Source organism: Allobosea sp. OAE752, from assembly GCF_050433265.1.
Classification (GTDB): Bacteria; Pseudomonadota; Alphaproteobacteria; order Rhizobiales; family Beijerinckiaceae; genus Allobosea; species Allobosea spartocytisi.
Window position 1 is genome coordinate 274770 of sequence record NZ_JBNPXO010000001.1, and the last position, 21918, is coordinate 296687.

13 protein-coding genes are annotated in these 21918 nt (G+C 64.8%); all 13 read right to left on the reverse strand.

The genetic code is table 11. The features are described from left to right. Positions 1 to 10 precede the first annotated feature (10 nt). The 13 genes from GGC47_RS01325 to GGC47_RS01385 all read right to left on the reverse strand — a co-directional run bounded on the left by GGC47_RS01325 (position 11) and on the right by GGC47_RS01385 (position 21913). On the reverse strand, positions 11 to 6496 hold the full coding sequence (locus tag GGC47_RS01325) for an autotransporter domain-containing protein (RefSeq protein ID WP_185747792.1): 6486 nt from the start codon (positions 6494 to 6496) through the stop codon (positions 11 to 13). A 3-nt stretch (positions 6497 to 6499) separates the two neighbouring features. Further along, a complete protein-coding gene (gene ampH / locus GGC47_RS01330; RefSeq protein ID WP_429066585.1) occupies positions 6500 to 7660 on the reverse strand; it encodes a D-alanyl-D-alanine-carboxypeptidase/endopeptidase AmpH in 1161 nt (386 codons plus the stop codon). Positions 7661 to 7882: 222 nt separating this feature from the next. Beyond that, on the reverse strand, positions 7883 to 8746 hold the full coding sequence (locus GGC47_RS01335) for a LytTR family transcriptional regulator DNA-binding domain-containing protein (RefSeq protein WP_142020360.1): 864 nt from the start codon (positions 8744 to 8746) through the stop codon (positions 7883 to 7885). A gap of 750 nt (positions 8747 to 9496) precedes the next feature. After that, positions 9497 to 10681, reverse strand: coding sequence for an MFS transporter (locus GGC47_RS01340; RefSeq protein WP_113252218.1), 1185 nt, complete (start codon positions 10679 to 10681; stop codon positions 9497 to 9499). Between the two features lie 56 nt (positions 10682 to 10737). Continuing rightward, positions 10738 to 11724 carry an ABC transporter ATP-binding protein gene (locus GGC47_RS01345; protein ID WP_112763512.1) on the reverse strand — a complete coding sequence of 329 codons (987 nt, stop codon included), beginning with the start codon at positions 11722 to 11724 and terminating at the stop codon, positions 10738 to 10740. Beyond that, positions 11717 to 12721 carry an ABC transporter ATP-binding protein gene (locus GGC47_RS01350; RefSeq protein ID WP_429066590.1) on the reverse strand — a complete coding sequence of 335 codons (1005 nt, stop codon included), beginning with the start codon at positions 12719 to 12721 and terminating at the stop codon, positions 11717 to 11719. The genes GGC47_RS01345 and GGC47_RS01350 overlap by 8 nt, the downstream gene beginning before the upstream one ends. A 2-nt stretch (positions 12722 to 12723) precedes the next feature. Beyond that, positions 12724 to 13563, reverse strand: coding sequence for an ABC transporter permease (locus GGC47_RS01355; RefSeq protein WP_113252216.1), 840 nt, complete (start codon positions 13561 to 13563; stop codon positions 12724 to 12726). After that, the gene (locus GGC47_RS01360; protein WP_370953980.1) at positions 13563 to 14567 is read right to left on the reverse strand and encodes an ABC transporter permease; all 1005 of its coding nucleotides are present in this window, start codon (positions 14565 to 14567) and stop codon (positions 13563 to 13565) included. Before GGC47_RS01360 ends, GGC47_RS01355 begins: the two co-directional genes overlap by 1 nt. Before the next feature lie 34 nt (positions 14568 to 14601). Next, positions 14602 to 16170 carry an ABC transporter substrate-binding protein gene (locus tag GGC47_RS01365; protein ID WP_133561828.1) on the reverse strand — a complete coding sequence of 523 codons (1569 nt, stop codon included), beginning with the start codon at positions 16168 to 16170 and terminating at the stop codon, positions 14602 to 14604. 25 nt (positions 16171 to 16195) lie between these two features. After that, positions 16196 to 16939, reverse strand: a complete 744-nt coding sequence (locus GGC47_RS01370) for an SDR family NAD(P)-dependent oxidoreductase (protein ID WP_112763510.1) — start codon at positions 16937 to 16939, stop codon at positions 16196 to 16198. Continuing rightward, positions 16936 to 18921, reverse strand: a complete 1986-nt coding sequence (locus GGC47_RS01375) for a hydantoinase B/oxoprolinase family protein (protein WP_429066594.1) — start codon at positions 18919 to 18921, stop codon at positions 16936 to 16938. Before GGC47_RS01375 ends, GGC47_RS01370 begins: the two co-directional genes overlap by 4 nt. Next, positions 18921 to 20966, reverse strand: coding sequence for a hydantoinase/oxoprolinase family protein (locus tag GGC47_RS01380; protein ID WP_429066596.1), 2046 nt, complete (start codon positions 20964 to 20966; stop codon positions 18921 to 18923). Before GGC47_RS01380 ends, GGC47_RS01375 begins: the two co-directional genes overlap by 1 nt. A gap of 2 nt (positions 20967 to 20968) precedes the next feature. Then, positions 20969 to 21913 (reverse strand): polysaccharide deacetylase family protein, encoded by a 945-nt coding sequence (locus GGC47_RS01385; protein ID WP_429066599.1) that lies wholly within the window; start codon positions 21911 to 21913, stop codon positions 20969 to 20971. Positions 21914 to 21918: the final 5 nt, after the last annotated feature.

A 21918-nucleotide genomic window follows, 5' to 3' on the forward strand; every position in this document is an offset into this window, starting at 1 on the left:
GCTGGTGGCATCAGAACTTGACTGCGAGCCGGGCATTAAAGGCATGATCGGTCGCGCGCGACGCGAGTTGCCCGTCATAGGACAGCCCGATTTCGGCTTCCGGTGACAGATTCAGCGCGAGGCCGGTGCTGACGACCAACGCGTCGCGGGCGATCGGAGCGCCTGCGATCGAGAACGGCGCGCCGCCGGAGAAGGCCTGGAGCGACAATGGGGTGACGTCACCCGTTGCGTGCCGCCAGCCGAGCGTGCCGCTGATCCGCGCGACGCTGTTGCCGAGATCGAAGCTCATCTGAGCGCGCAGGCCGAGCGTGGCGAAGGCGACGGCCGTGGTCTGCACCCTGGCGGTAAGCGCTGCGACGCCGCCTGTCTCGGTGAAGCCGGCGCTACGGAGATTGACATAGGCGAGATTGACGAAAGGCTCGATGGTGGCCCGCCCGAGGTCGAAGCGATAGGCGATCTCACCGAAAGCCTGCAGGCTGCGGGCGCCGTAATCGGAGCGCAGCTCCTCGCCGAAGCCGGAGAATACGGCGCTGCGCCGGGTGTCCAGCTCATGCCAGGCATAGGTGACCCCGCCACTCAGCCGGAAGCGGTCGAGTTCAGCTCCGCCATAGAGGCCGATATGGTAATTGTCCGCCTCGCCGCGGGAGCGACGCCGAGCGATCTCGAAGGTCGAGCGCGAGTAGCCCGCCACGACGCCCAGCCGCGCCTCCGACGCCACCGGAACATCGAAACCGGCAAGCAGGCCACCGCTTGAGCGTGTGAGGGAGGCGGCGTTGCCGTCGCCGCGTGTCTGGCCCCAGGAGCCGAAGCCACGCGCCCACAAGGCAAAGCCCTCGCTTACCCCCGCCGCGACCGCCCCGTGGCTGGAAGCATAGGCCAGTGTCGCGATCCGCGGCGCGCCAATCCCGTCGAAGGCGGCACGAATCCGGTCCGACACCGCGTTGCGAACCTCCTGGCTGCCCTCGATCAGCACCGTCTTGGCCGACGCATGGATCTCGCCCGACAAGCTGTCATAGGAGCGCCGGGCCTCGCCCTCGTCGCGCAGTTGCGTGAAGCTCAGCCATAACGGGTTGGCATCACCCAGACTTTCCAATCCGAGAGCCGTCTGGGCCTGGTTGCGCGTTTGCGCGATCGCGGCGAACGGCAGGTCGTTACGCAGCAGGGTCAGCCTGACATTGTTGGTGTCGTATTCCAGCCTCGGATCGAGGAAGAGGAAGTTGGAACTGACATCGTCGAAGCGACCCTCGACGCCCTGACCGGCCGTCAGGATGGTGTAACGCTGGTTCGCCCAATAAGTGCCGTCCTCGCCGATATGGACCACCGAGCCGCCCGAGAGCCGCGCCTTGCCGCTGGCACGGATCAGGTCGCTCGACGAGCCACCCGGGCTGACCTCGACCGCATAGGTCGCGCCATGCTCGAAGCGGATGTCGCCGGAGACGGTGAGCGTGCCGATCGAATTGCCCGGGGCGATGGTCGCACCGGCATGGATCGTGGTCGGCCCGACGGTGCCGTTGCCTTGCAACCGACCGCCGGACAGGACATCGAGCCCGCCGCCGAGCGCGCCGTTGACGATGAGCGTGCCTGCGGACACCGTGGTCGAGCCGGAGAAGCCGGAGCTGTCGCCGGTCAAGGCAAGGGCTCCGCCGCCGGCCTTGGTGAAGCTGCCGGTGCCGGACAACACCCTCGCCAGGCTGGCATCGTTTCGCTGGTTGAAGACGACCGCGCCGTTATTGGCGATATCGCCGGAGATCGATGCGGCGTCGCCGATCAAGGTGCCGGCGGTAACAAGCGTGTTGCGATAAGAGTTCGTCCCGCTCAGCGTCAGGGTGCCCGCGCCGGCCTTGATCAGATCGCCATAACCGTAGACGCCGCCTGTCAGCGTCGCATCGTGGCCGTTGGTGTCGACCGTGCCATTGCCGATCAGCAGCATGGTGCGATCGGTATTGAACGAGGCACCGAACCGCAGCGCTCCACCCAGGAAAGTAACGGCCGTTCCGCCGGCGCCCAGATTGGCGTCGCGCGAGACCTGCAGGGTTCCGGCCTCGATCAATGTGCCGCCGGAATAGGAGTTCGTGCCGGTCAGGCTCGTCGTCCCGGAGCCGGACTGAAGGACGATGCCGGCGCCGGAGATGGCGCCACCGAAACTGTACAGGTTCGAGCGGTTGAAGCGCAGGACAGCGTCGTTTGAGACGTCGCCGGCGAGCTCGCCCGTCGTGCCGCCATCGCCGATCTGGAGCGTGCCGGCCGTGATCGTCGTGCCTCCGGCATGGTCAGCGCTGCCGGTCAAGGCCAGCGTTCCCCAACCCTCCTTGACCAGGTTGCCGCCACCACTGGTCGAGCCGTCGAGGACGAAACGCGTGCCGGCAGCGGTCTCGATCGTGCCGGTGCCGGCAAGCGTGACCGAGCGGCCGCTGGTGATGTCGGCCAGCGTCATCAGGCGGCCGCCGCCGTCGAAGGCGATGGCGGAAGCAGCACTGCCGAGATTGGCGTCGGCGACGATGGCGAGCGTGCCGTCGCGGATCACCGTGCCGCCGGAATAGCTGTTCGTGCCGGTCAGCAGCAATGCGCCGGGACCATCCTTCAGCAGGCGCCCCGCGCCGGTGATGGTTCCGGCATGGAGGCTGTCCTGCGCCTGATTGACGGTGAGGTCGGCGCCGCCCAGCGCGATCTCGCCGCCGGTGCTCGCCAGGAAGGCCATCGAGAGATCATGGCCGGCGAGGTCGAGCTTGCCGCCGGTCAGCATCCAATCGGTCATGGTCGGCAGGGCGCCAGCGCTGCCAGCCCTGATCGTGCCGGCAGTGAGCAGGGTGCCGCCCGCCCAGCTGTTGGTGCCGGTAAGGAGAAGCGTGCCGTCGCCCCATTTGATCAGGCCGCCGGCGCCGCCGACCGGGCCGGACAAAGTCAATGTGGTGCCGGCATCCGTCTCGATCGCGCCGGTGCCGCGCAGCGCGACGTTCCGGGTAGAGACGATGTCCGTCGTCGTGCGCAACGCGCCGCTGTCGAATGTCAGCCCGCCGCTGGCCGAGCCGAGATTGACGTCGGCCGAAACCTGCAACTTGCCACCCGATATGATCGTGCCGCCGCTGTAGCTGTTCGCGCCGTTTAGGATGAGCGTGCCGTCGCCGGTCTTCTCGAAACCGGCCGAGCCGGTGAGCGTTGCGTCGATCCGGGCCGTCTCGCCGTCGAGCACCCTGATTTCCGGCGTGGTGATGGTGATGCCGCCGCCGCTATAGCCATGCAGGTCGAGGCTGTCGCCGGTCAGCGTGTAGCTGCCGCCGGCAAATTGCAGCCCGACGGCGCCCAGCGCACCGTTGACGCTGTCGAGCGTGACGGTGCCCCCCGGACCCCGGAACACGCCATAGCCGCTGCCCCATTGCGTCGGCGTTACGCCGCCGAGGTCGAGCCAATTCTGATTGGTGGCAGTCCAGCTACCACTGGCGCCACCGGCCGATGTCGTGCCCCAGAGCTGCAGGATGTTGACGCCATTGGCGCCGACGAGCACGTCGACCTTGCCGCTTTGCGAGGTGTCGACGCTGTAATTGTAAGCGAACGGCCCGGTGTTGGGCACCGTCCCGACGGGGAGGCCACTACCGGACAGAGTTCCCGTATAGGTGAAGGCGCGGTGGTAGCCGAGCGCAGGCTGGGAGCTGCTGGCGAGATTCAACGTCCCGCCATTGAGGGCGAGGTTGCCGTTGACGCGCGTCGTCGCCGAGCCGGCGGCCGACGATCCGTAGCCATGCAGCCGGTAGTCGTAAGCGCTGCCGGAATTCAGCGTCAGCGTGCCATCGACGATGAGGCCGGCGGCATCCGAAGGCCGGAGGGTGCCCCCGCCATTGACGGTCACGTTGCCGTTGACCGTGAGCGCGTTCCAGCCGGAAGGCGCGAGCGTGCCGCCGTTGTTGACGGTCGTCGCGCCGATGCTACCACCGCCTTCGACCCGGCCTCCGCCATCAATGCTGACGGTGCCGCCGAGCCGTGCGCTGTCTGCCATCCGAAGCGTGCTGCCGGCGATTGTTGTCGGCCCTGAGAATCCCCCGCTATTGGCCGTGAGGATCGTCGTGCCGGCGCGGAAGTCGATCGCACCTGCGCCCGATACCGCTTTGGTGAATGTGTAGCCGCTGGAGGTGTGGTTGAAGACCAGACTGCCGGTGCCAGCACCGAATTGGATGTCGCTGTCGAGTGTCCCCGGTGCGGTCGCGGGTTGCCCGGCAGCCGCGCCGATATTGATGGTACCGACGCTGCCCAGGGTCTTGGCGACCTCGATGGTCCGGCCCCCGCCAGCGCCGGCTCGGCCGCCGTCGGCGACCGTAAGATCGGCGCGGCCGAAGTTCGCGACCGTGAACGTATCTGCCGTCAGGCTCGATGCGGCACCGGACACCAGAGCCGATGCCGTGCCGCCATCGCCGAGCACGAGACTGCCGGCTCCCAGATGCGAGCCGTTGCCGGTGATGCTGAACGTGCCATTCCCGCCGATTGCCGTTCCGGCCCTGATCGAGCCGGCGAGAACGGTGCCTCCGTCGGAGACTGTCAGGCCGCCCTGACCTTGATTGCCAACGACGAGCTGGCCGTCGGCGGTCCATTTCGCTCCAGCCCCCGTGACCGCGACGGCAGCGGTCGAACCCGCGCCGTTTGCGATCTGAGCATTCGTCGCGGTGAGCTGCGCTACTGCCGAGAAGGCGAGCGTTCCGGCATAGATCGCCATGTCGCCGCGAAAAGCCGTCGCAGCACCCGACAGGGTCCAGGTGCTCGCGCCGCCCTTGTTGAAATCCGAGAAGCCCAGATATTGCGAACCCAGTCCGCTGAGATCGAAGCTCGCATTCGCCGCGCCGCCGAGAATGAGCGTCGCATTGCTGCCGCCGACCACCTTGCCGACCAGATTATATCCCGCCTGCAGCTCGACCGAATTGCCGCTGCCGGTGAGGGCAATCGCCGCGCCTTGCGAGCCGGGAACAAAGCCCTGGCTGTCGCCGCCGCGCACCTCTCCGGCGATGATCAGGGATGTCCCGCCGCGCAGGACCTCGATGCCCGCGCCGCCATCTCCTCCGCGTCCGGCGGACGATTGGTCGCCGAGCCCGCCACGGCCCCCGGACAGTTGCGCGCCGTTTTGGATGGTGATGCTGGCCTGGCCGTCGACGAAAACTCCTGCGCCTCCGCCGCCTCCGAACCATGCACCGTCGACATCGCCACCGCCGCCGCCAGTCACGGTCCCGCCCACGGTGATGGTCGCAGGCCCGGCTACACGAATGCCGTCGCCTCCCCAGCCGGGCACAGCAAGATAGCCGGCCCTGCCACCCTTGCCGCCCAATGCATGGCTATCCGACGACAGCGAGATGATCGTGCTGCCGCCGCTTGTCGCGACGACCTCGATGCCGGCCCCGCCACGGCCGCCGTTTCCGTTTGTTCCGAAATTGCCGCGAGCGCCATCCGTCATGCCGCTATAGCCGTAGCTCGAGCCGCCATTGCCGCCGCCTCCGAGGCCGCCGCCGTCGCCGCCGTTGCCGCCCTGAGCGGTCGTCGCAAACAGGCTGATCTGTCGGCCGTAGAGCGAGAGCAGACCAGCACCGCCAGCACCGCCGTCTCCGCCCGAACCGCCGGGGCCGCCATCGCCCGGATACATGCGGATCGGCACACAGCCGCGGCCTCCCGGAAGGCAGGTTTGCGACACATAGGCCCCCGAGCCCGATCCTCCGTCGCCGCCGTCTCCGCCTCGGCCCCCATTGCCGCCCTGCAGAGTCGCATTCGTGGTCGTCACGACAAGGTTGGACGGCGCGACCCAATGAAACCCGACCGACGAAGGGCTGAAGACGAGCTCCTGCCCCGGCAAAGACAACCCCGCGGCACCGCCGCCGCCACCACCGCCGCCGCCTCCACCTGCGCCCCCATGTCCGATGAAGGGGTCTCTGTAGGAGTTGCCGCCGTTCGCCCCGGTTCCGCCATTGCCGCCATTGCCGCCGACCAGGTTGATCGTCTGGCTTGCCGTCAGCAATGCCCCGTAGAAATCGAGACCGACGGCTCCCCCGCCACCGCCGCCGCCACTACCGCCATCATGTCCCGGGGCGCCGGCAGCGCCATGCGAGGGCGAGCCTCCTGCCGAACCGGACTGCCCGACATGGCCGAGATATCCGGGTGGAATGGACGGGAGTACGGATGAATTGCCGCTGATGTCTCCGCCGGCGCCACCACCATGGCCGGCCACGCCGCTGCCGCCCTTGCCGCCTGTGGATCCGCCGCTCGGCCGGGCATTGGCACCGCCCCCTCCGCCGCCACCACCGCCGGAATATTCGCCACCGAGGCTACCTGCCTGTCCCGTGGTGGGGCGACTGATGCCGTGGGCACCGCCGGCTCCTCCCTTTCCGCTGACTTGCCCCCAGGCGGGCAGCGCCAGCACGAGTGGCGCGCAGGATGAAGCTGTTCCTGCCAAAGCGAGCCAGACGCGCAGCATCGCGGTCGAGCAGGCGAAGCGGCTCGATCCGCGGACGGGACGGGACGCGGCCATCGTCTACGGGCTCGCCGGGGCCAGCTCCGCCGCCAGATCGCGGACGGCGGTCCTCAGCCCCTCGAACATGGCGAAGTCGACCTTGCTTGCGACGACGAAGATGCCGAGCCTGCGATTGGGCGAGAGCACGACATAGCTCATGAAGCCGCCGATCCCGCCGCTCTTGCCGAGGAGGAGAGGCACCCTGTCCTTCGGCCGGCTGACGATCCAGCCAAGCCCCATCCCTTCGGAGTCCGTCGCCTCGACGCCGACCAGGCGGGAAAGCCCATCATGCGGTCGCCAGAGCGCATGTGCGAGCGTCCGTGCCGGCCGCCCGGCCGCATCGTCGGCAAGGTGCCAGCGCATCCACCTCACCATGTCGTCGGCCGTGGTGTAGATGCCGGCGCTGGCCTGCATCACCTCGCTCGCCTCCCAGTTCGGGTCGGGCTTTCCGAACGGGTCGAGCCCGGTCATCAGCCGAGGCTTCTGTGCCTCCGAGAGGCGCAAGGTCGTATCTGCCATCCCGAGCGGCTTGGTGATGCGCTCGCCGACCAGTTCCGCGAACGGCTTTCCGCCGGCCTTGCCAAGCGCCTCGCCGAGCAGGCCGAAGCCGAAATTCGAGTAGATTGCGGTCGTGCCCGGGCGATAGGCGGGCCGATGGCTCGACATCCAATCCCAGTAATAGGAGGCCTTGTAGGCCGCGAACGGGTTTTTCTCGTCAGGCGGCGTCGCCGGATCGGGCATCTCGCGCGGCAGGCCGGCCGAATGCGTTGCAAGGTCGAGCAGCGTGACCGGCCTGTCTTCGAAAGCCAGCGGCGTCTTCCCCGGCGGAGCATAGCCGGCAAGCGGCGCATCGAGCGCAACCTGTCCGGTGGCCGCCATGGCGGCGAGCACATCGGTCGCGAAAACCTTCGAGACCGAGCCGACGCGGACGATCGAACGGCCATCCGGCTCCTTGCCGCTGCCCGGGGCGATCTCGCCATATCCCGCAATGAAGCTATCCTCGCCGCGGACGACGGCGAGGATCAGGCCAGGGGCGCGCGCGTTGAGGAACATTCCGACGCCGGCCATCGACGCCGCATCGCGCAGCGCGAGATCTTCGGCTTCCGCCCGCTGCGCGCCCGCGGTCGATGCGATCGCAAACAGGGAGCAAAGCAAGAGCCGTGCGATTTTGCGCGCCGGCAAGGATCTCGGTTTCAGTTCGTCGAGGCGCGGGGGGCGGCGAAAAGGCATAGGCGGGGCGGGTCCATCGAACGATGTCCGCATTGAGATCGCCCGCCCGCCGGGCGGCAAGCACTGTTCGACGAACAGACATGCGGGTTCGACGAACGGCGCTCCGAGCCGAACTCATCGTGAGGAATCGGTTAAACGGCCGAAGATCGAGACCCCGCGAATCGACCGCGGTTCTCAAACGCCGAGGCGCTTTCGCAGCTCCTGCCGATATTGTCGTGAGACCGGCCAGCCCTCGGCCACGCGGTTGAGGCCAACGGTCCAGCGATCGCCGGCGCGTCGGTCGAGGCCGTTGACATGCTGCAGGTTGACGATCGCCGTGCGGTGAATGCGCAGGAACGAGGCAGACGGCAGCATTCCGGTCCAGAGCGCGAGAGGGCGTAGATCCAGCACGGCCGAACCATCGTGCAGCCAGACCTTCACATAATCACGCGCAGACCGGACGCCGAGGATGGTTTGCGGCTCGACCCCGATGACCTGCCCGGGTCGGCGCAGATAGATCAGCGGGACGAACGGTCTCGAGGCGCCGGCAACGGCCCGTCCGTCCTGGAAGGAACCATAGCGCGCCAGCGCGATCAGCTCGGCGCATTGGAAGAGCGCCTTGATATCGGCGGGCGGCCAGCGTCGGATCGCCGTGGTCGCATCGAATCCAATGCAGGCGCGCAGTCGTCCCTCGTAAAAAACCGGTACGCTGAGGACGCTCTTGTCGTTTTGCCTGAGCATCTCGACCTGGAGCGCGCGGGCCGGGCGTGGCAGGTCGGCGACGCGGTTGATCATCACCGCCTGGCCCTTCACCAGAAACTGGTGGAGCCAGGCGATCATCGTCACGGGCGTGTTCTGCAGATCCTCGACGAACGAGCGGATGCCTTGCCTGCTCCACTCATGCGTGTTCCGGAAACGGAGCAATTCGGCGTCATACTCGAACATCCAGGCCCGATCCGCGGCGGCGAGTTCGCCGATTTCGGCGAGCGCAGCGGTGATCGCAATGTCGATCGGCTCGCGAAACAGCCACCGGGCCACGTGGTAGGGCCAACTCGGCATCGTCCCTTCGCCACACGCCTCTGATGGATTGACTTCATAGACGGCATGGGCCGCGGGAGCCGGATACTCCATGCTGTAAAGGACCTCCTGCCGTCGACCACCAAGTCTACTCGCGGCCTACCCTACAGAAAATCAACTCTCTCCGGACTGCCGAACTGGCATAGTCTTATCCCCAGAAGAGGAAACTCAGCGATCCTTGAAGACGCGGGGCCGGAAATGAATATTTCCGCAGGGGGGAGCGGGGTTTCCTTCCCGACCGTCTCGCGGCAATCCAAACGGCCCAAAAGCAGACACTCCGAGCGTCCGCAACGGGCCAATTTCGGAAGCCGCTTCTCCCAGAAGCGAACAGAGGCTCAGCCAACGCAGTCGCCTGCCGACGGCACGCGCCCCAGTTGCGGAAGCAGCTTGCCTCAACTGCGGCACTTTCAACATAAACACGACCACAGTCGTACCAAACTATTTCAATGGGTTATGAAGCGCTTGGAAGGTCGGTGCGGCTAACTTCGCCTTTCCCCACAGTGTGCGACACGGAAATTCTGGCGGCTGGAGAGGGGAGTGTGCGGCACAGCCCTTTTGTGGCCTTAAACGCCGACCCAGTCGAACCGGCCGCCCTCATCGATCGCTTCGGTCCATACTTGGCCGTGTCCTGAGCTTGGACTCGGCCACAGCATCCGCCGTTCGAACCGTGGTGAAACCCAGGCGCCGCTCCTCGCCACACCGGTTATGTCGAAAATCGGCTCTTCAAGCCATTCAGCTTCGCTGAGACCTATCTTCCGTCATGGTCGCGGGGACGATGAGCGCGCACCCGACGCCTGAAAGCGCGCAGGCAAGGAAGCCGAGATCGAATCGGCCGGTCAGCGACAAGGCCATCGCGAACGCGGATGGCGCGACCACATAGCCGAGGAAGATGACCAGAGTAGCGGCGGCTGACGCTTCCCGAACGAGGCTTGGCGGGCAAGCCCGCGCAATTTCAGATAGCTGAACGCCATTCCAGCTCGACACCGTCACGCCGGCGATTGCCGCGAGGACGCAGTAGGTCTGGAAAGACCACTGTGGCGTCGCAAGCGCCAATGTCAGCGAGGTTGCGCCTGACGCCAACCCGATCACGCGCAACAGCAGTCGCGGGGTTCCAAGCCTGTCCGCGAGCCACCCAAGCAGAACGCGTCCAGCAACACTGGTCGCCTGCATCAAGGCGTAGAGCGCTCCGGCTGTCTCGAGGCTGTAGCCAAGTTGCGAAACCGCATACGTCATCAGATAAGCGAACCAGATCCCCTGCCCTACCGCCAGGCAGGCACCGGCTGCAGCCAATCGGAACAAACTCGAAGACGTCGTCAGGGTCCTGATCGGCGTGACCAGGTTGGCGATCGAGAGAATAACGCCGAGTCCGAACTTCAGGCCATGCTCTCGATCGCGATCAAGCCCGTCCCGCATCGGCTGGACGCTTGCGATGATGGCGAGCACGAACACTGCCGAAGCCAGGAGCGCGATGCGCCAGCCGTAGGCTGCGGCGAGCGGCGGCAACGCAAGCCCTGCCACCACTCCTCCGAGCGGCACCCCAGCCTGCTTGATCGAGAAGATCAGGCTGCGGCGGCCATGAGGCGCAGTGCGATGCAGAACGTCATTGCCTGCGGGCGAGGATGGTCCGTAGCCCACGCCGATCAGAAGCGCGGCTACACAGGCTGTCGTCGTCCAGCTCGGCAGAAAAAGCGCCAGCCCCAGGATTCCGATCAGAAGCCCGGCTTGGAGGGCTCGCACCGAACCGAGAGCTCGCATGTAAGGCGAGCCCAACGCCAGGAAAAGGATCGAGCCGAACGTGTTGAGACTAGCGAGGTAACCCACGACCGAATCCGACCACCCCCGCTCAGTGGCCAATATTGGAGCGATCGTCGGAGGAATCCGACTGAGAAAGGCCGTTGCCATCTGGACTGCGACCATGGTCGCGAGGGCAAGCTGCCATGAAGGAGCGGCTTCTGCCCTTGGGAGACCTGGTTTCACGCGCTCAACTCACGCCACCGCAGGCAAGCGACGCCATGGCCGTCCTGATCGTCAAGATGCGGGTCGATCTCCGCGCAGTCTGAGATCGCGTGCTGACAACGCGTCCTGAACCGACATCCGCTCGGAACATTGGATGGATCGGGTGGCTCGCCTTGCAGGGAGAAATTCTCGGTCACGCGAGGCCCGCCGATGCGTGGCGCAGCCGAGAGGAGAGCTTGTGTATAGGGATGGCGGGGAGCGGCAAAGACGTCAGCGGTCTTCCCGATCTCCACGATCCTGCCAAGGTACATGACGATGACGCGGTCGCAGATCGACTGCACGACAGCGAGATCGTGGCTGATGAAGAGATAGGTCAGATCGAATTCCGATTTGAGGTCTCGGAACAGCCGCAGCACGGTCGCCTGCACCGAAACGTCCAGTCCCGAGGTGGGTTCGTCGAAGATGACCAGTTCCGGCCCGAGAACGAGAATTCGAGCCAGACCGACCCGTCGCTGTTGGCCGCCGCTGATTTCATGCGGATAGAGATCGAGATGCTCGACGGGCAGTCCGACCGCCTTGACGATCTCCCTGACCTTCTCCTCCCGCTTTTCTCTCGACCAATCGGTGTGAATGATCAGTGGCTCGTGGAGCGAGCGGCGCAGCGTCCAGCGTGGGTCGAGGGAAGCGCCCGGATCCTGATAGACATATTGAAGGCGCGCACGGATTTTGGGAGCACGCTTCTGGCCCGGCGAGGCAATCCTTTCGCCCAGCATCCGGACTTCCCCCTCGCTCGGCTCGTGGATGCCCATGAGCGTCTTGCCAAGCGTGGACTTGCCGCAGCCGGATTCACCGACAATCCCCAGAATTTCGCCGGGCTCGACCGCGAAGGAGACATCGTCCAGCGCGCGCAGGCTGCCAACCTTCCGGTTCAGGAACCCTCGGACCGGGAAGTGCCGGGCCAGATTGTCGACTTCGAGAATGGGAGGATTACTGGTCTCAGACATGCGCAGCCTCCGCCTCGGCCGACCAGGGATGATGACACGCAACGGCGTGGCCATTGGGCTCTGCAATCAGCCCCGGCCTTGTTTCGTGGCAAACGTCCGTCGCGCGGGGGCAGCGGGGATTGAAGCGGCAACCGTTGGGGGCCTTGAGCGGGCTGGGAACCCCACCGGGAATTCCGACAGGGTCGCGCCCAGGCGCGGGCAGGCTATCGAGCAGCATCCGCGTATAAGGGTGGCGAGGGTGGCCGAAGAATTGCTCGCGCGGCGCAATTTCCGCGGTCTGCCCGGCATACATGACCACCACGCGGTCGCAGATTTCCCAGGCCGCGCCAAGATCATGGGTCGTGAACAAGACGGACACCCCGCGTTCGACCGCCAGCCGCCGCAGCAACCCCAGGATCTGCGCCTGGACCGTCACGTCCAGAGCGGTCGTAGGCTCGTCGGCGATGATCATTCGAGGTTGAGGAAGAAGCGCCATGGCGATCATCACCCGCTGGCGCTGGCCGCCCGATAGCTGGTGGGGATACTTATCCAGAATGGCCTTCGGCTGCGGCAACTGAACCGCATCGAGCATGGCAATGGCGCTTGCCTCGTCTGCCTTGCGCGAACGGCCAAAACTCCCTTTTCCGTCCCTGGGAGCTTTGAAGCGCATCAGGTCGTGGATCTGGGTGCCGATCCGAAACAGAGGGTTGAAGCTCGCAAAGGGGTCTTGCGGGACGAAGGTAACAACCCGGCCGCGTAGATGCTCGGCCGCCTTGCCGCCCGAGAGCATATCGACACCGTCCAGCCGGATGTACCCGCTGTTGATCTCTGTTTGGCCTTCGGGAAGCGTCCCCAGGATCGCACGGGCCAGCGTTGACTTGCCACAGCCGGACTCGCCGACCAGTCCGACGATTTCACCAGGCTTCACGCTGAGATCGATCCGATCGAGGACCTTGGCGAGCCCTTTTTCCGTTCGGAAGCCCAGAGACAGGGCCTGAATATCGAGGAGATTGCTCATGATCAGACGCTGCGCCGCGTACGCGGATCGAGGATGTCGCGCAGGCCGTCGCCAAAGAGATTGAAGCCCAGCACCGTCAGGAAGATAGCGATGCCCGGAGCGAGTGCGTACCACCACGCTTCGGGAAGGAATTCGCGGCTTTCCGCAATCATCCGCCCCCATTCAGGAGTTGGAGGCGGAGCGCCAAGCCCCAGGAAGCCCAGCGTTGCCGCGGTCAGAATCGTCGCGCCCATGCCAATCGACGTCCGAACGATGATGGGCGAAGCGATGTTCGGCAGGATGTGCAAGACGATGACGCGCCAAGGCGATGCACCGAGCGCGACGGCGGACTCCACGAAGACCTCGTTGCGCATGGATCGCGTCTCGGCATAGACCAGCCGCGCCCAGAAGGGCCAATAGGTCAAAGATAGCGCCAGAATGACGTTCTCGATCGATGGTCCGAGCGTCTGCGCGATCGCGATGGCCAGAACGATCTGAGGCACCGCCAGGAAGATCTCGGCAATCCGCATCAGCGCGTCGCTGACCCAATTCTGGTAGTAGCCGGCGATAAGACCGATCGGTACGCCGATGACGAGCGCCGAGCCGACGGCAATCCCCGCCAGCATCAGCGTGATCCGCGCGCCGAACAGTATCCGGCTGAAGATATCGCTGCCCATCCGGTCGGTGCCGAAAAGCGCGGTAGCCGAAGGCGGTTGAAGCCGGTTCGCGATGTGGAAATCGAAGACATCGTTCGGAAATGGAGCCAGCAGCGGCGCAAACATTGCAGCCAGCACAAGCAGGCCCAGCAAGCTCAACCCAATGAATGCCGCTTTATCTTTGGCGAAGCGTTTCAGGAGATCCATCAGGCCGCACCTCGCGGGTCGATCGCAGCCTGCAGCATGTCCACCAGCAGATTGATCAGGACGAAGAGTGCGCCCGTGCAGAGCGTAAAGCCCATCACGGCGTTGTAGTCGGACTGCAGGATCGAGCGCACGGCGTAGGCACCCAGGCCGGGCCAATCAAAGACCGTCTCGACGACGACCGCGCCGGCCAAGAGGATGCCAAAAATCAGTCCGAGCTGCGTGACGGTTGCGGTCAACGCCATGCGAAGCACGTATTTCCAGACGATCAGGCGGCGTGGCAGTCCCATCGCCGTCTGGTAGGCGACGGACGGCGAGTTGATCACGCCGATAACGCCGTTTCGGGTAAAGCGGACGACCGTGGCCGCCGCCGGCAAAGACAGGGTCAGTGTCGGCAAGACAATGTGCCTGAATGCGGAGCCGATCATCTCGCGATCGCCTTCGATCATTGCGTCCACCAGCATGAGCCCCGTCACCGGCTCAGGCGGAAATCCCTCGATGCGTCCCGAAAGCGGCAGCCATCCGAGTTTCATCGAGAAGAGGAACTGGAACTGCATCGCCAACCAGAAGGATGCCACCGCCAGGCCGGAAACCGTCACGACCCGAAGCACGTGGTCGATCCATGAATTCCGGTGCAGGCCGCAAAGCACGCCCAAGGGGATGCCGATGAGGCCTGCGATCAGAACGGCAAAGATCGTCAGTTCCAGCGTCGCGGGAAGACGCGATGCCAGATCGTCGACGATGGGCTGCTGGGTAAAGAGACTGGTTCCGAGATTGCCCTGCGCGATGTCGCGCAGGTAGTTCGCGAACTGAACCGGCAATGGCTTGTCAAACCCGAAGCGCTCCCGCACCTGCTGGACCTGCGCAGCGGAAGCGTTCTCCCCCGCGGCCAAGACCGCTGGGTCGACGGGGATCACCCGCGACAGCACGAATACGATCGCGAGCAGCCCCACGAGGGTTGGCACGAACCAGAGCAATCGGTTCGCCACCATTGACAGCCAGTTCATGGCAACGCCTCCGGTTGGAAGAAGTCAGGACCGCTCAGCGCTTGAGAGATGCCCAGCGAATGTCCTGGCCGTTGCTGACCGGGGAGAAGCGGATGCCCTCGACCTTGCTCGAATAGGGTCCGTACCAACGCGTGTTGTAAACGAAGATGCCGGCGGCATCGTCGTTCACCATCTGGGTCATTTCTTCGTAGAGCTTGCGCCGTTCGTCCTGGTCACTGGAGACAAGCGCACGGTCGAGCCGCTTATCGAATTCGGGATTGCTGTAGTACGAGAAGGTGCGCGTGCCGTGATAGCGCGTGCCATACAGCTCCCCGACCCAGTTATTGGGGTCGACATAGTAAGTGCTCTTCCATAGCGGCACGATATCGGCCTGGGTGTCGGCCTTGCGCATCCGGCTGGACACGACGGACCAGGGCGAAACCTCGACCACGACCTCGATGCCAATCTGGCGCAGGGTGCTCTGGAACAGCGTCGCCGCCTGCTCGGATTCGCTGAAGCCGGCAAGGGCGTTGATCGTGATCGGGCGCAGCGGCTCCGTCACCTTCTTCAGCTCCTCGCGGGCCTTTTCGAGATTGTAGCTGTAACCCTTGAGGCCGGCCGGCGTGCCCCAGATGTTGTTGGGATTGGGCCCCGGATTACGCGAGACCGAATCCTTCATGATGCTCTTGATGAAGCCATCGTAGTCGAATGCGTAGGCCAGCGCGCGGCGGAAGTTCGGATTGTTCATCGGCGGCTTGGTGCAGTTCAACGCCAGGATGAACACCCGCATCGATTCCTGCTCGATGATCTGAACGTTGCTCGACTGCCGGAGTCGCTGGATCTGATCGTAGGGAAGGTAGCCATCGGCGCCCTGGAAATCGCCGCGGATCAAGCCGAGCACGCGGGTGTTCGTCTCAAGGACGGTGCGGAATTCAAGGTCGTCGAAGGGCTGGCCGGTCCACCCCGCAAAATGTTCGGCGAAGCGGCGTGCGGTGAAGCCCACGGCCGGGTCATGCCGACGAAGAGCGTAGGATCCGGAGCCCGCCTCGTTGCGCGTGAGCCAGGCCTCGCCCCAGTCCCCGTCCTTCTCATTGGCCTTCACCAGCGCGCTGTTGACCACGAGGATGTCGGGCACGGTGGTCAGGAAAATCGCGGATGGGCCGTTCAGGTTGAAGACGACCGTGTGAGGATCGGGCGCTTGTGTCGATCCCGGCTTGATGCTGTCGAGGTACAGGCTGGCGGGGCCCTTCTTGAGGGCGAGGATGCGCTCGATCGAATAGACGACGTCGGCAGACGTCAGCGGTTTGCCATCGTGAAACTTGGCGTTCTGCCGCAGCTTGAACGTGTAGACCTTGCCGTCATCCGAGACGGTATGGCTCTCCGCCAACCATGGGATCATCTTGGGAGGATTGTCGACCCAGCGGTAGAGCCCGTCGTAGAGATTGAAGCGCGAAGCGGCCCGGGCGGTATCGAAAATGGTATGCGGATCGAGGTTATCGTACGGGCTGTTGTTCGCGTAGACGAACTTGCCCCCGGCCTGTGCCAGAGCTCCCTCGATCGAGAGCGATGCGAGGGCGACCGATCCTGCAACCGCTTTAAGCGCGTCTCTCCGTGTCGTCGTCATGCCGTCCCTCCATTGATGTCGTGTTTCAAGGGCTGCCGGTCACCGAGACGACCTGGCCTGTGATGAAATCCGCATAGTCGGAGGCGAGGAACATGACCGTGTAGGCGATGTCCTGCGGCGTCCCCGGCCGACGCCGCGCCGTGTTGGCAATCATGTTTTCCTGCCGCTCGGCCGAATATGACTGCCACTGCCGCTCATAGTCCGGGCTCGTGCGCTGGAACCCTGGGGCAACCGCGTTGACCGTGACCCCGAACGGCCCGAGCTCCTGCCCGAGCTGGCGCGCCAGCCCGATCTCGCCGGCCTTGGCGGAGGCATAAGCCTGAATCCCTGTCAGCGAGGTGCGCAGCCCGGCACCGCTAGCGATCAGAACGATCCGCCCCTTGCCGCGCGCCTTCATGCCGGTGCAAACCGCCTGGGAGGACAGGAAGGCGCCCGTCAAATTGACGTCGAGCACAGCGCGCCAATCGGCCTCCTCGACATCCTCAAGCGCCTTCGCGCTCTGCCCGAGCACTCCGCCGGCGACGTAGACAAGGACGTCGGGTGCGCGCCCGCTGATCCCTTCGGCCTCAGCGACCCATCGGTTGACCGCCGCCTTGTCGAGCAGATCGAGCTGCGTCGCATGCGCCGGCAGGCCGGCCATCTCCTCCTTGAGCCGATCTGCCGCGAAAACATTCGCGCCCCTCGCCGCAAATTCCTCGACGATGCCACGGCCGATGCCGCGGGCCGCTCCGGCCACCAGCACGGTCTGGTCGATGAACTCGATATTCATGCCGCGTCCTCCAGCTGACGAGGCACGATCTGCGGATACTGTTCCAGAACACGGGCATAGGCCCGCTCCAACGCCGCAAGCGGATCCTCCTTGGCGGCGGCATCGGCATTCACCGCCGCGAAGAGCTCATGCTTGACGAAGAAGCGCCACTCCACAGGAAGGGCAAACAAGTGCTGCGAAAGGCGGTCCCAAACGGCGTCCGACCAAATGCGCTCGAAGCTCAGCCTCTCGGGATCGAAGGTCATGCCTTCTATGCTTTCCCGCGGCGCCGATCGCAGAGCCTTGGTGGCAGCCTCATCGATGACACCATCCTTGATCACGACGCCATAGGCTCTGGCGCCGCTTTCGGTGACCTTGCCCCCGAGAACGTCCTGCAAGACCTCATGCTCGGGACGCTCGAAAGGGTCACCCCAGCCACCTGCGCCTGCCGCCGAAATCGTCAGAACGTCTCCGGGGCCGCAGCGAACCACGTCGGTGTTCCCCAGGTCTTCCGGGTTCGTGTTGCCATTGACGCGAAGGAAGCCGCAGGTCGAGCCTGGCAGTCCGCCCTCGAGGCCCCAGCAGGAAAAGCGAACACGGTCCCGGTTTCGGGCGGTCACGACCGAGTTCGGCGTGAACATCTGGAACGTCATCTGAGCCGCGAGGCCGCCACGGTAGCGACCCGGACCGCCGGAATCGGGCACAAGCTCATAGCTCCTGACGCGTATCGGCACCTCCGCCTCGGTGATCTCGACGGGCGTGTTCTTCAGGAAGGAATTCGAACCATCCTGCCCATCCTCGAACGAACTTCCGCCTCCCCCACCTGTGATCGGGTTGATCGAGGCCATGGCCAGCCGACCCGTACGACTGTCGGTAGTGCGCACGTTCAGAATACCGCCGCCGCCCGCCGGGCCGGCGGGCAGGCGATCGGGCATCGCGCGCGAGAAAGCTCCGATGACCATGCCTTGAATGCGTGCGCAGGTCAGGCTGCGCATGCCTGTGGCCGCCGGGTAGACCGGATTGACGACCGAGCCCACCGGCAGGATGCACTGAACCGGGCGCAGAAGCCCCATGTTGAGCGCAACCGTTCGATCGAGCGAATAGACGACGTAGTTGTAGCCCACGAGCGGCAGGATATGGCGCGGCAGACCGCCCGTCGGCATGTTCAGCGCCGATTGGAGCTGCGGGTCGCTGCCCGTGAAGTCGAAGATCGCTTCGTCACCCCGAACCTTGACCGACAGCTTCAACCGGCATGGAACGCCGCCGGGGCTATCCTCGTCGATGTAATCGCTGAACTCGTAATCGCCGTCCTGCATCGAGGCGAATAGCTGGCGGGCCTGCCTCTCGGCCAGATCGAGCACGCCATAGGTCGCAGCACAGACAGTCTCGACGCCGAAGCGGGCGATCGCATCGCGGACCTTGCGTTCACCGGTCTTCAGCGAGGCGATCTGGGCCTTCAGGTCGCCCCAGTTCTGATCGGGCATGCGGACGTTGCGCAACATGATGCGCAGCACGCTCTCGTTCATCACCCCGGCTTCGACGAGCTTCATGGGCGGAATTCGAATCCCCTCTTGCTGCACCTCCGTCAGCGCGCGGGACAGAGAAGCCGGCACCGCACCGCCCATATCGGTGTTGTGGATATGGCCCACGGCGAAGCAGACGAGCCGATCCTCATGGAACACCGGCATCCAGAGATGGACGTCGGGAGCATGGGTGCAGACGTAACCGGAATACGGGTCGTTGGTGATGCAGATGTCACCAGGCTTGTAGTCCGCGATGGCGTCGATCGCGCCCTTGTAGTCCAGGCCGATGAACCAGGTCGCGCCGAGGTCTTTCGGGCTGGCGAAGGTTTGCCCACAAGGCGTCGTCAGTCCGCTGGTAAAATCTTCCGTCTCCTTGACGAAGGCGGAATGCGCCGTCCGCAGAAGCGTGAATGCCATGCTCTCGGCCGCAGCCTCGAAATGGCTCTTCAGGATCTGCAGCGTGACAGGATCGAGCGCCATCAGATCGCACTCCGCTTCAGGATCAGATTGCCGAAGCCATCGACATGGCCCTCGAAACCGGGTGGGGCCCAGGTCGTCGTGTCGTCTTGCAAAATCACGGCCGGCCCAGCGAAGGACGAGCCCGGCGACATGTCGTTTCGCTCGAAGACACCGGCCTCGATCGTCGATCCTTGATGAACGACCGGAACCCGCTTCCTGGGCTGCACCTGCTGCAGCTTTAGCCCCTGCTCCGCGAACTCGGGCTTGGGCGTGATCCCTGCGATGACCACGCGGAGCGCAACGATCTGCACATCTGCCGCATCGTCGGAGTGATCGTAGATTTCGGCGTGACGCTTATGAAAAGCCGCGGCAATGGCGGCATGGTCGCCATCGACGATCCACGCCTCCTGCAGGGGCGTCTCGATCTCGTAGGATTGGCCACGGTAGCGCATATCGGCCGTGATCGAGAGCGTGGCCTCGCCGGCATAGCCCTGCCCTTCGAAGAGCCAGACGCGAGCTTCTTTTGCGAGCTCGTTTATCGCCTGGCGCAAGCCGTCGAACGATCGTGGTCCAACATCGAGAAAGACCACACGCACGAAATCCGAGCGCAGATCGGCAAGGAGGCCTCCAAGGGCGGCCAGCACCCCCGGAGTTTGAGGGATGATGACTGACTGCATACCCATGGCATCGGCCAGGAGGCAGCCGAGCATGGGACCAGCGCCACCGAACGCCAGAAGCGCATAGCCGCTCGGCTCCTCGCCGACCTGCGAGAACAGCCGGCTGGTTTCGCGGTACATGTTGGCGACCGCGAGCTGGATGATTGCTTCAGCCGCGCGTTCCGAAGAGCGGTCGAGGCCTCTGGCGATTGGCTCGAGCGCCGCAAGCGCTCGGGATCGGTCGACGTTGACGGCGCCATATCCGAGCTCGCCGGCGCCCAGGACGCCGATGGTCGCGAAGGCATCGGTGATCGTCGCGCGCTCGCCACCGCGCCCATAGCAGGCCGGCCCAGGAGTGGATCCCGCGCTTTCGGGCCCGACGCGTAAAACGCCCAAAGCATCGACGGAGGCAATCGAGCCTCCGCCGGCTCCGATCGAGGACACCGATACCGTCGGAAGATAGATCGGATACTCCCCGACGAGTTCGCCTGAGCGGAAGTCGGGCATCCCGTCCTTGAGGAGCGCGACGTCGGCGCTTGTGCCACCTATGTCGAGGCTCATGACTCTGGAGAAGCCGGCCAGCTTGGCTGTGAAGCCTGCACCGATCACACCGGCAGCCGTGCCGGACAGCAGCATCTCGATGCTGCGCACCTTGCCAGCCGCGGCGGTCATGACACCACCGTTCGACTTGGTGATCATCGGAGCGGGCACGACCCCCCGCTCGATCAGAGCATCCTCGAGGCGGCCGATGTAATGGGACACCCGAGGCTGCACCGAACCATGGATGCAGGCCGTGATGGTGCGCTCGTATTCCCGGACAATTGGCCAGATGTCGGCGGAGCAGAAAACCGGCAAGTCAGGACGCAGGCGTTCGATCTCGGCTTTGACCAGCCGTTCATGCGCCGGGTTCTTGTAGCTGTGCAGCAAGGCGATCACGATCGCCTCGGCCCCGCTTGCTTCCAGTCGACCCAGCGCGGTGGCGATCGCAGCCGGCTCCGGAACAACCTCCGCAACGCCATCCGCATTGATGCGCTCCGGCAGCGGAACCACGCGGTCTCTCGGCACCAAGGGAGCCGGTCGGCGCGAGAACAGATCATAAGGATCCGGGATCTTCAGGCGTGCGAGTTCCAGGACGTCGCGGAAGCCTTTGGTAACGACGAGTCCAAGCTTCGCGCCCTTGCCCTGAATGATGCTGTTCACGCCGACTGTGGAGCCATGGGTGAAGTAGCTGACCTGCGAAGGCGCGATGCCGAAGCGCTTTTCGATCTCATCCAGCCCCTGAAGGACCTCAGCCCCTGGAGCGTCCGGGCGCGACAAAACCTTGAGCGTCCGCAGATTCAGGGTCTCCTCGTCGAGCACGCTGAAATCGGTGAAGGTGCCGCCGATGTCGACGCCAATGCGATAGCCCATCGTCAGCTCCGGCTGGTGGTGGCTGACGGGATCGGAGCGCCAAGACCGGCTTCATCAGCGCAATAGCGGCAAATCTCCTCGTGCGTCGCGAACCAGACGGAGCCCTTTGCTTTCGCCGCCCTGATCACTTCGTCGAGAATGAAAATCCGCGAGCGATGCCCGATGATGTGCGGGTGCATCGTCAGCTGGAACAGCCCGCCTTCTTCCGCAGCGACGTCGAGCTCCCGCAGGAAGAGGTCGAGCACCATGGGCGGCCCGCTGTGAGGGCGCAGCCCCTTGAAGCGATCCATGCCGAAATAGACGGCGTCGTCCCGGATCCACTCCACCGGCAACTCCACGATCCCGGACGGCTGCCCCTCGTCGAGAAGCTCGTAGGGCTCGTCATCCGCCATCAATGAGGAATCGTAGAGCAACCCCATTTCGCGCACGATCTTCAGCGTCCACGGGCTGAAATCCCATGACGCGGTCCGCATGCCCTTCGGCTCCCGGCCAGTGAGCTTGGTCAAGGTGTCGCGGGCGCGCAGCGCCAGATCGCGTTCCGTATCGTAGTCGAGCACCGAGTTGAGCTCGTGAATCCAGCTATGGATCGCCACCTCATGTCCGGCATCCGCCACTGAACGGGCTTCCGGGTCATGCAAAAGCGCGGCGACGGCCGGCATGAAGAAGCTGGCCGGAACCGAGTGACGGGCAAGAGTAGCAAGGATACGCGGAATGCCGGAGCGATTGCCGTATTGCCCCTGACTCAGCTTCGAGTAAGAGCGCCCGCCCTCCCGGAGCTCGTTCGTCTCGTGATCGGAATCGAAGGACAGGGCGACGGCGAACTTGGCGCCATTCTTCCAAACGCCAGGCTTGAGCGACCGCCCTGCCCGGACATGGTTCACCACCTGCCGCCAGGTCTCCTCACTCCATGTCCAGGGCTTGGTGTCGGGAGGCAGCGTGACGTTCATCGGGT

Bases quoted from the DNA above. Each gene is read 5' to 3' on its own strand.
- GGC47_RS01325 (WP_185747792.1), bottom strand. From the start codon at position 6,496: ATGGCCGCGTCCCGTCCCGTCCGCGGATCGAGCCGCTTCGCCTGCTCG.
- GGC47_RS01335 (WP_142020360.1), bottom strand. From the start codon at position 8,746: ATGCCGAGTTGGCCCTACCACGTGGCCCGGTGGCTGTTTCGCGAGCCG.
- GGC47_RS01340 (WP_113252218.1), bottom strand. From the start codon at position 10,681: ATGGTCGCAGTCCAGATGGCAACGGCCTTTCTCAGTCGGATTCCTCCG.
- GGC47_RS01345 (WP_112763512.1), bottom strand. From the start codon at position 11,724: ATGTCTGAGACCAGTAATCCTCCCATTCTCGAAGTCGACAATCTGGCC.
- GGC47_RS01350 (WP_429066590.1), bottom strand. From the start codon at position 12,721: ATGAGCAATCTCCTCGATATTCAGGCCCTGTCTCTGGGCTTCCGAACG.
- GGC47_RS01355 (WP_113252216.1), bottom strand. From the start codon at position 13,563: ATGGATCTCCTGAAACGCTTCGCCAAAGATAAAGCGGCATTCATTGGG.
- GGC47_RS01360 (WP_370953980.1), bottom strand. From the start codon at position 14,567: ATGAACTGGCTGTCAATGGTGGCGAACCGATTGCTCTGGTTCGTGCCA.
- GGC47_RS01365 (WP_133561828.1), bottom strand. From the start codon at position 16,170: ATGACGACGACACGGAGAGACGCGCTTAAAGCGGTTGCAGGATCGGTC.
- GGC47_RS01370 (WP_112763510.1), bottom strand. From the start codon at position 16,939: ATGAATATCGAGTTCATCGACCAGACCGTGCTGGTGGCCGGAGCGGCC.
- GGC47_RS01375 (WP_429066594.1), bottom strand. From the start codon at position 18,921: ATGGCGCTCGATCCTGTCACGCTGCAGATCCTGAAGAGCCATTTCGAG.
- GGC47_RS01380 (WP_429066596.1), bottom strand. From the start codon at position 20,966: ATGGGCTATCGCATTGGCGTCGACATCGGCGGCACCTTCACCGATTTC.
- GGC47_RS01385 (WP_429066599.1), bottom strand. From the start codon at position 21,913: ATGAACGTCACGCTGCCTCCCGACACCAAGCCCTGGACATGGAGTGAG.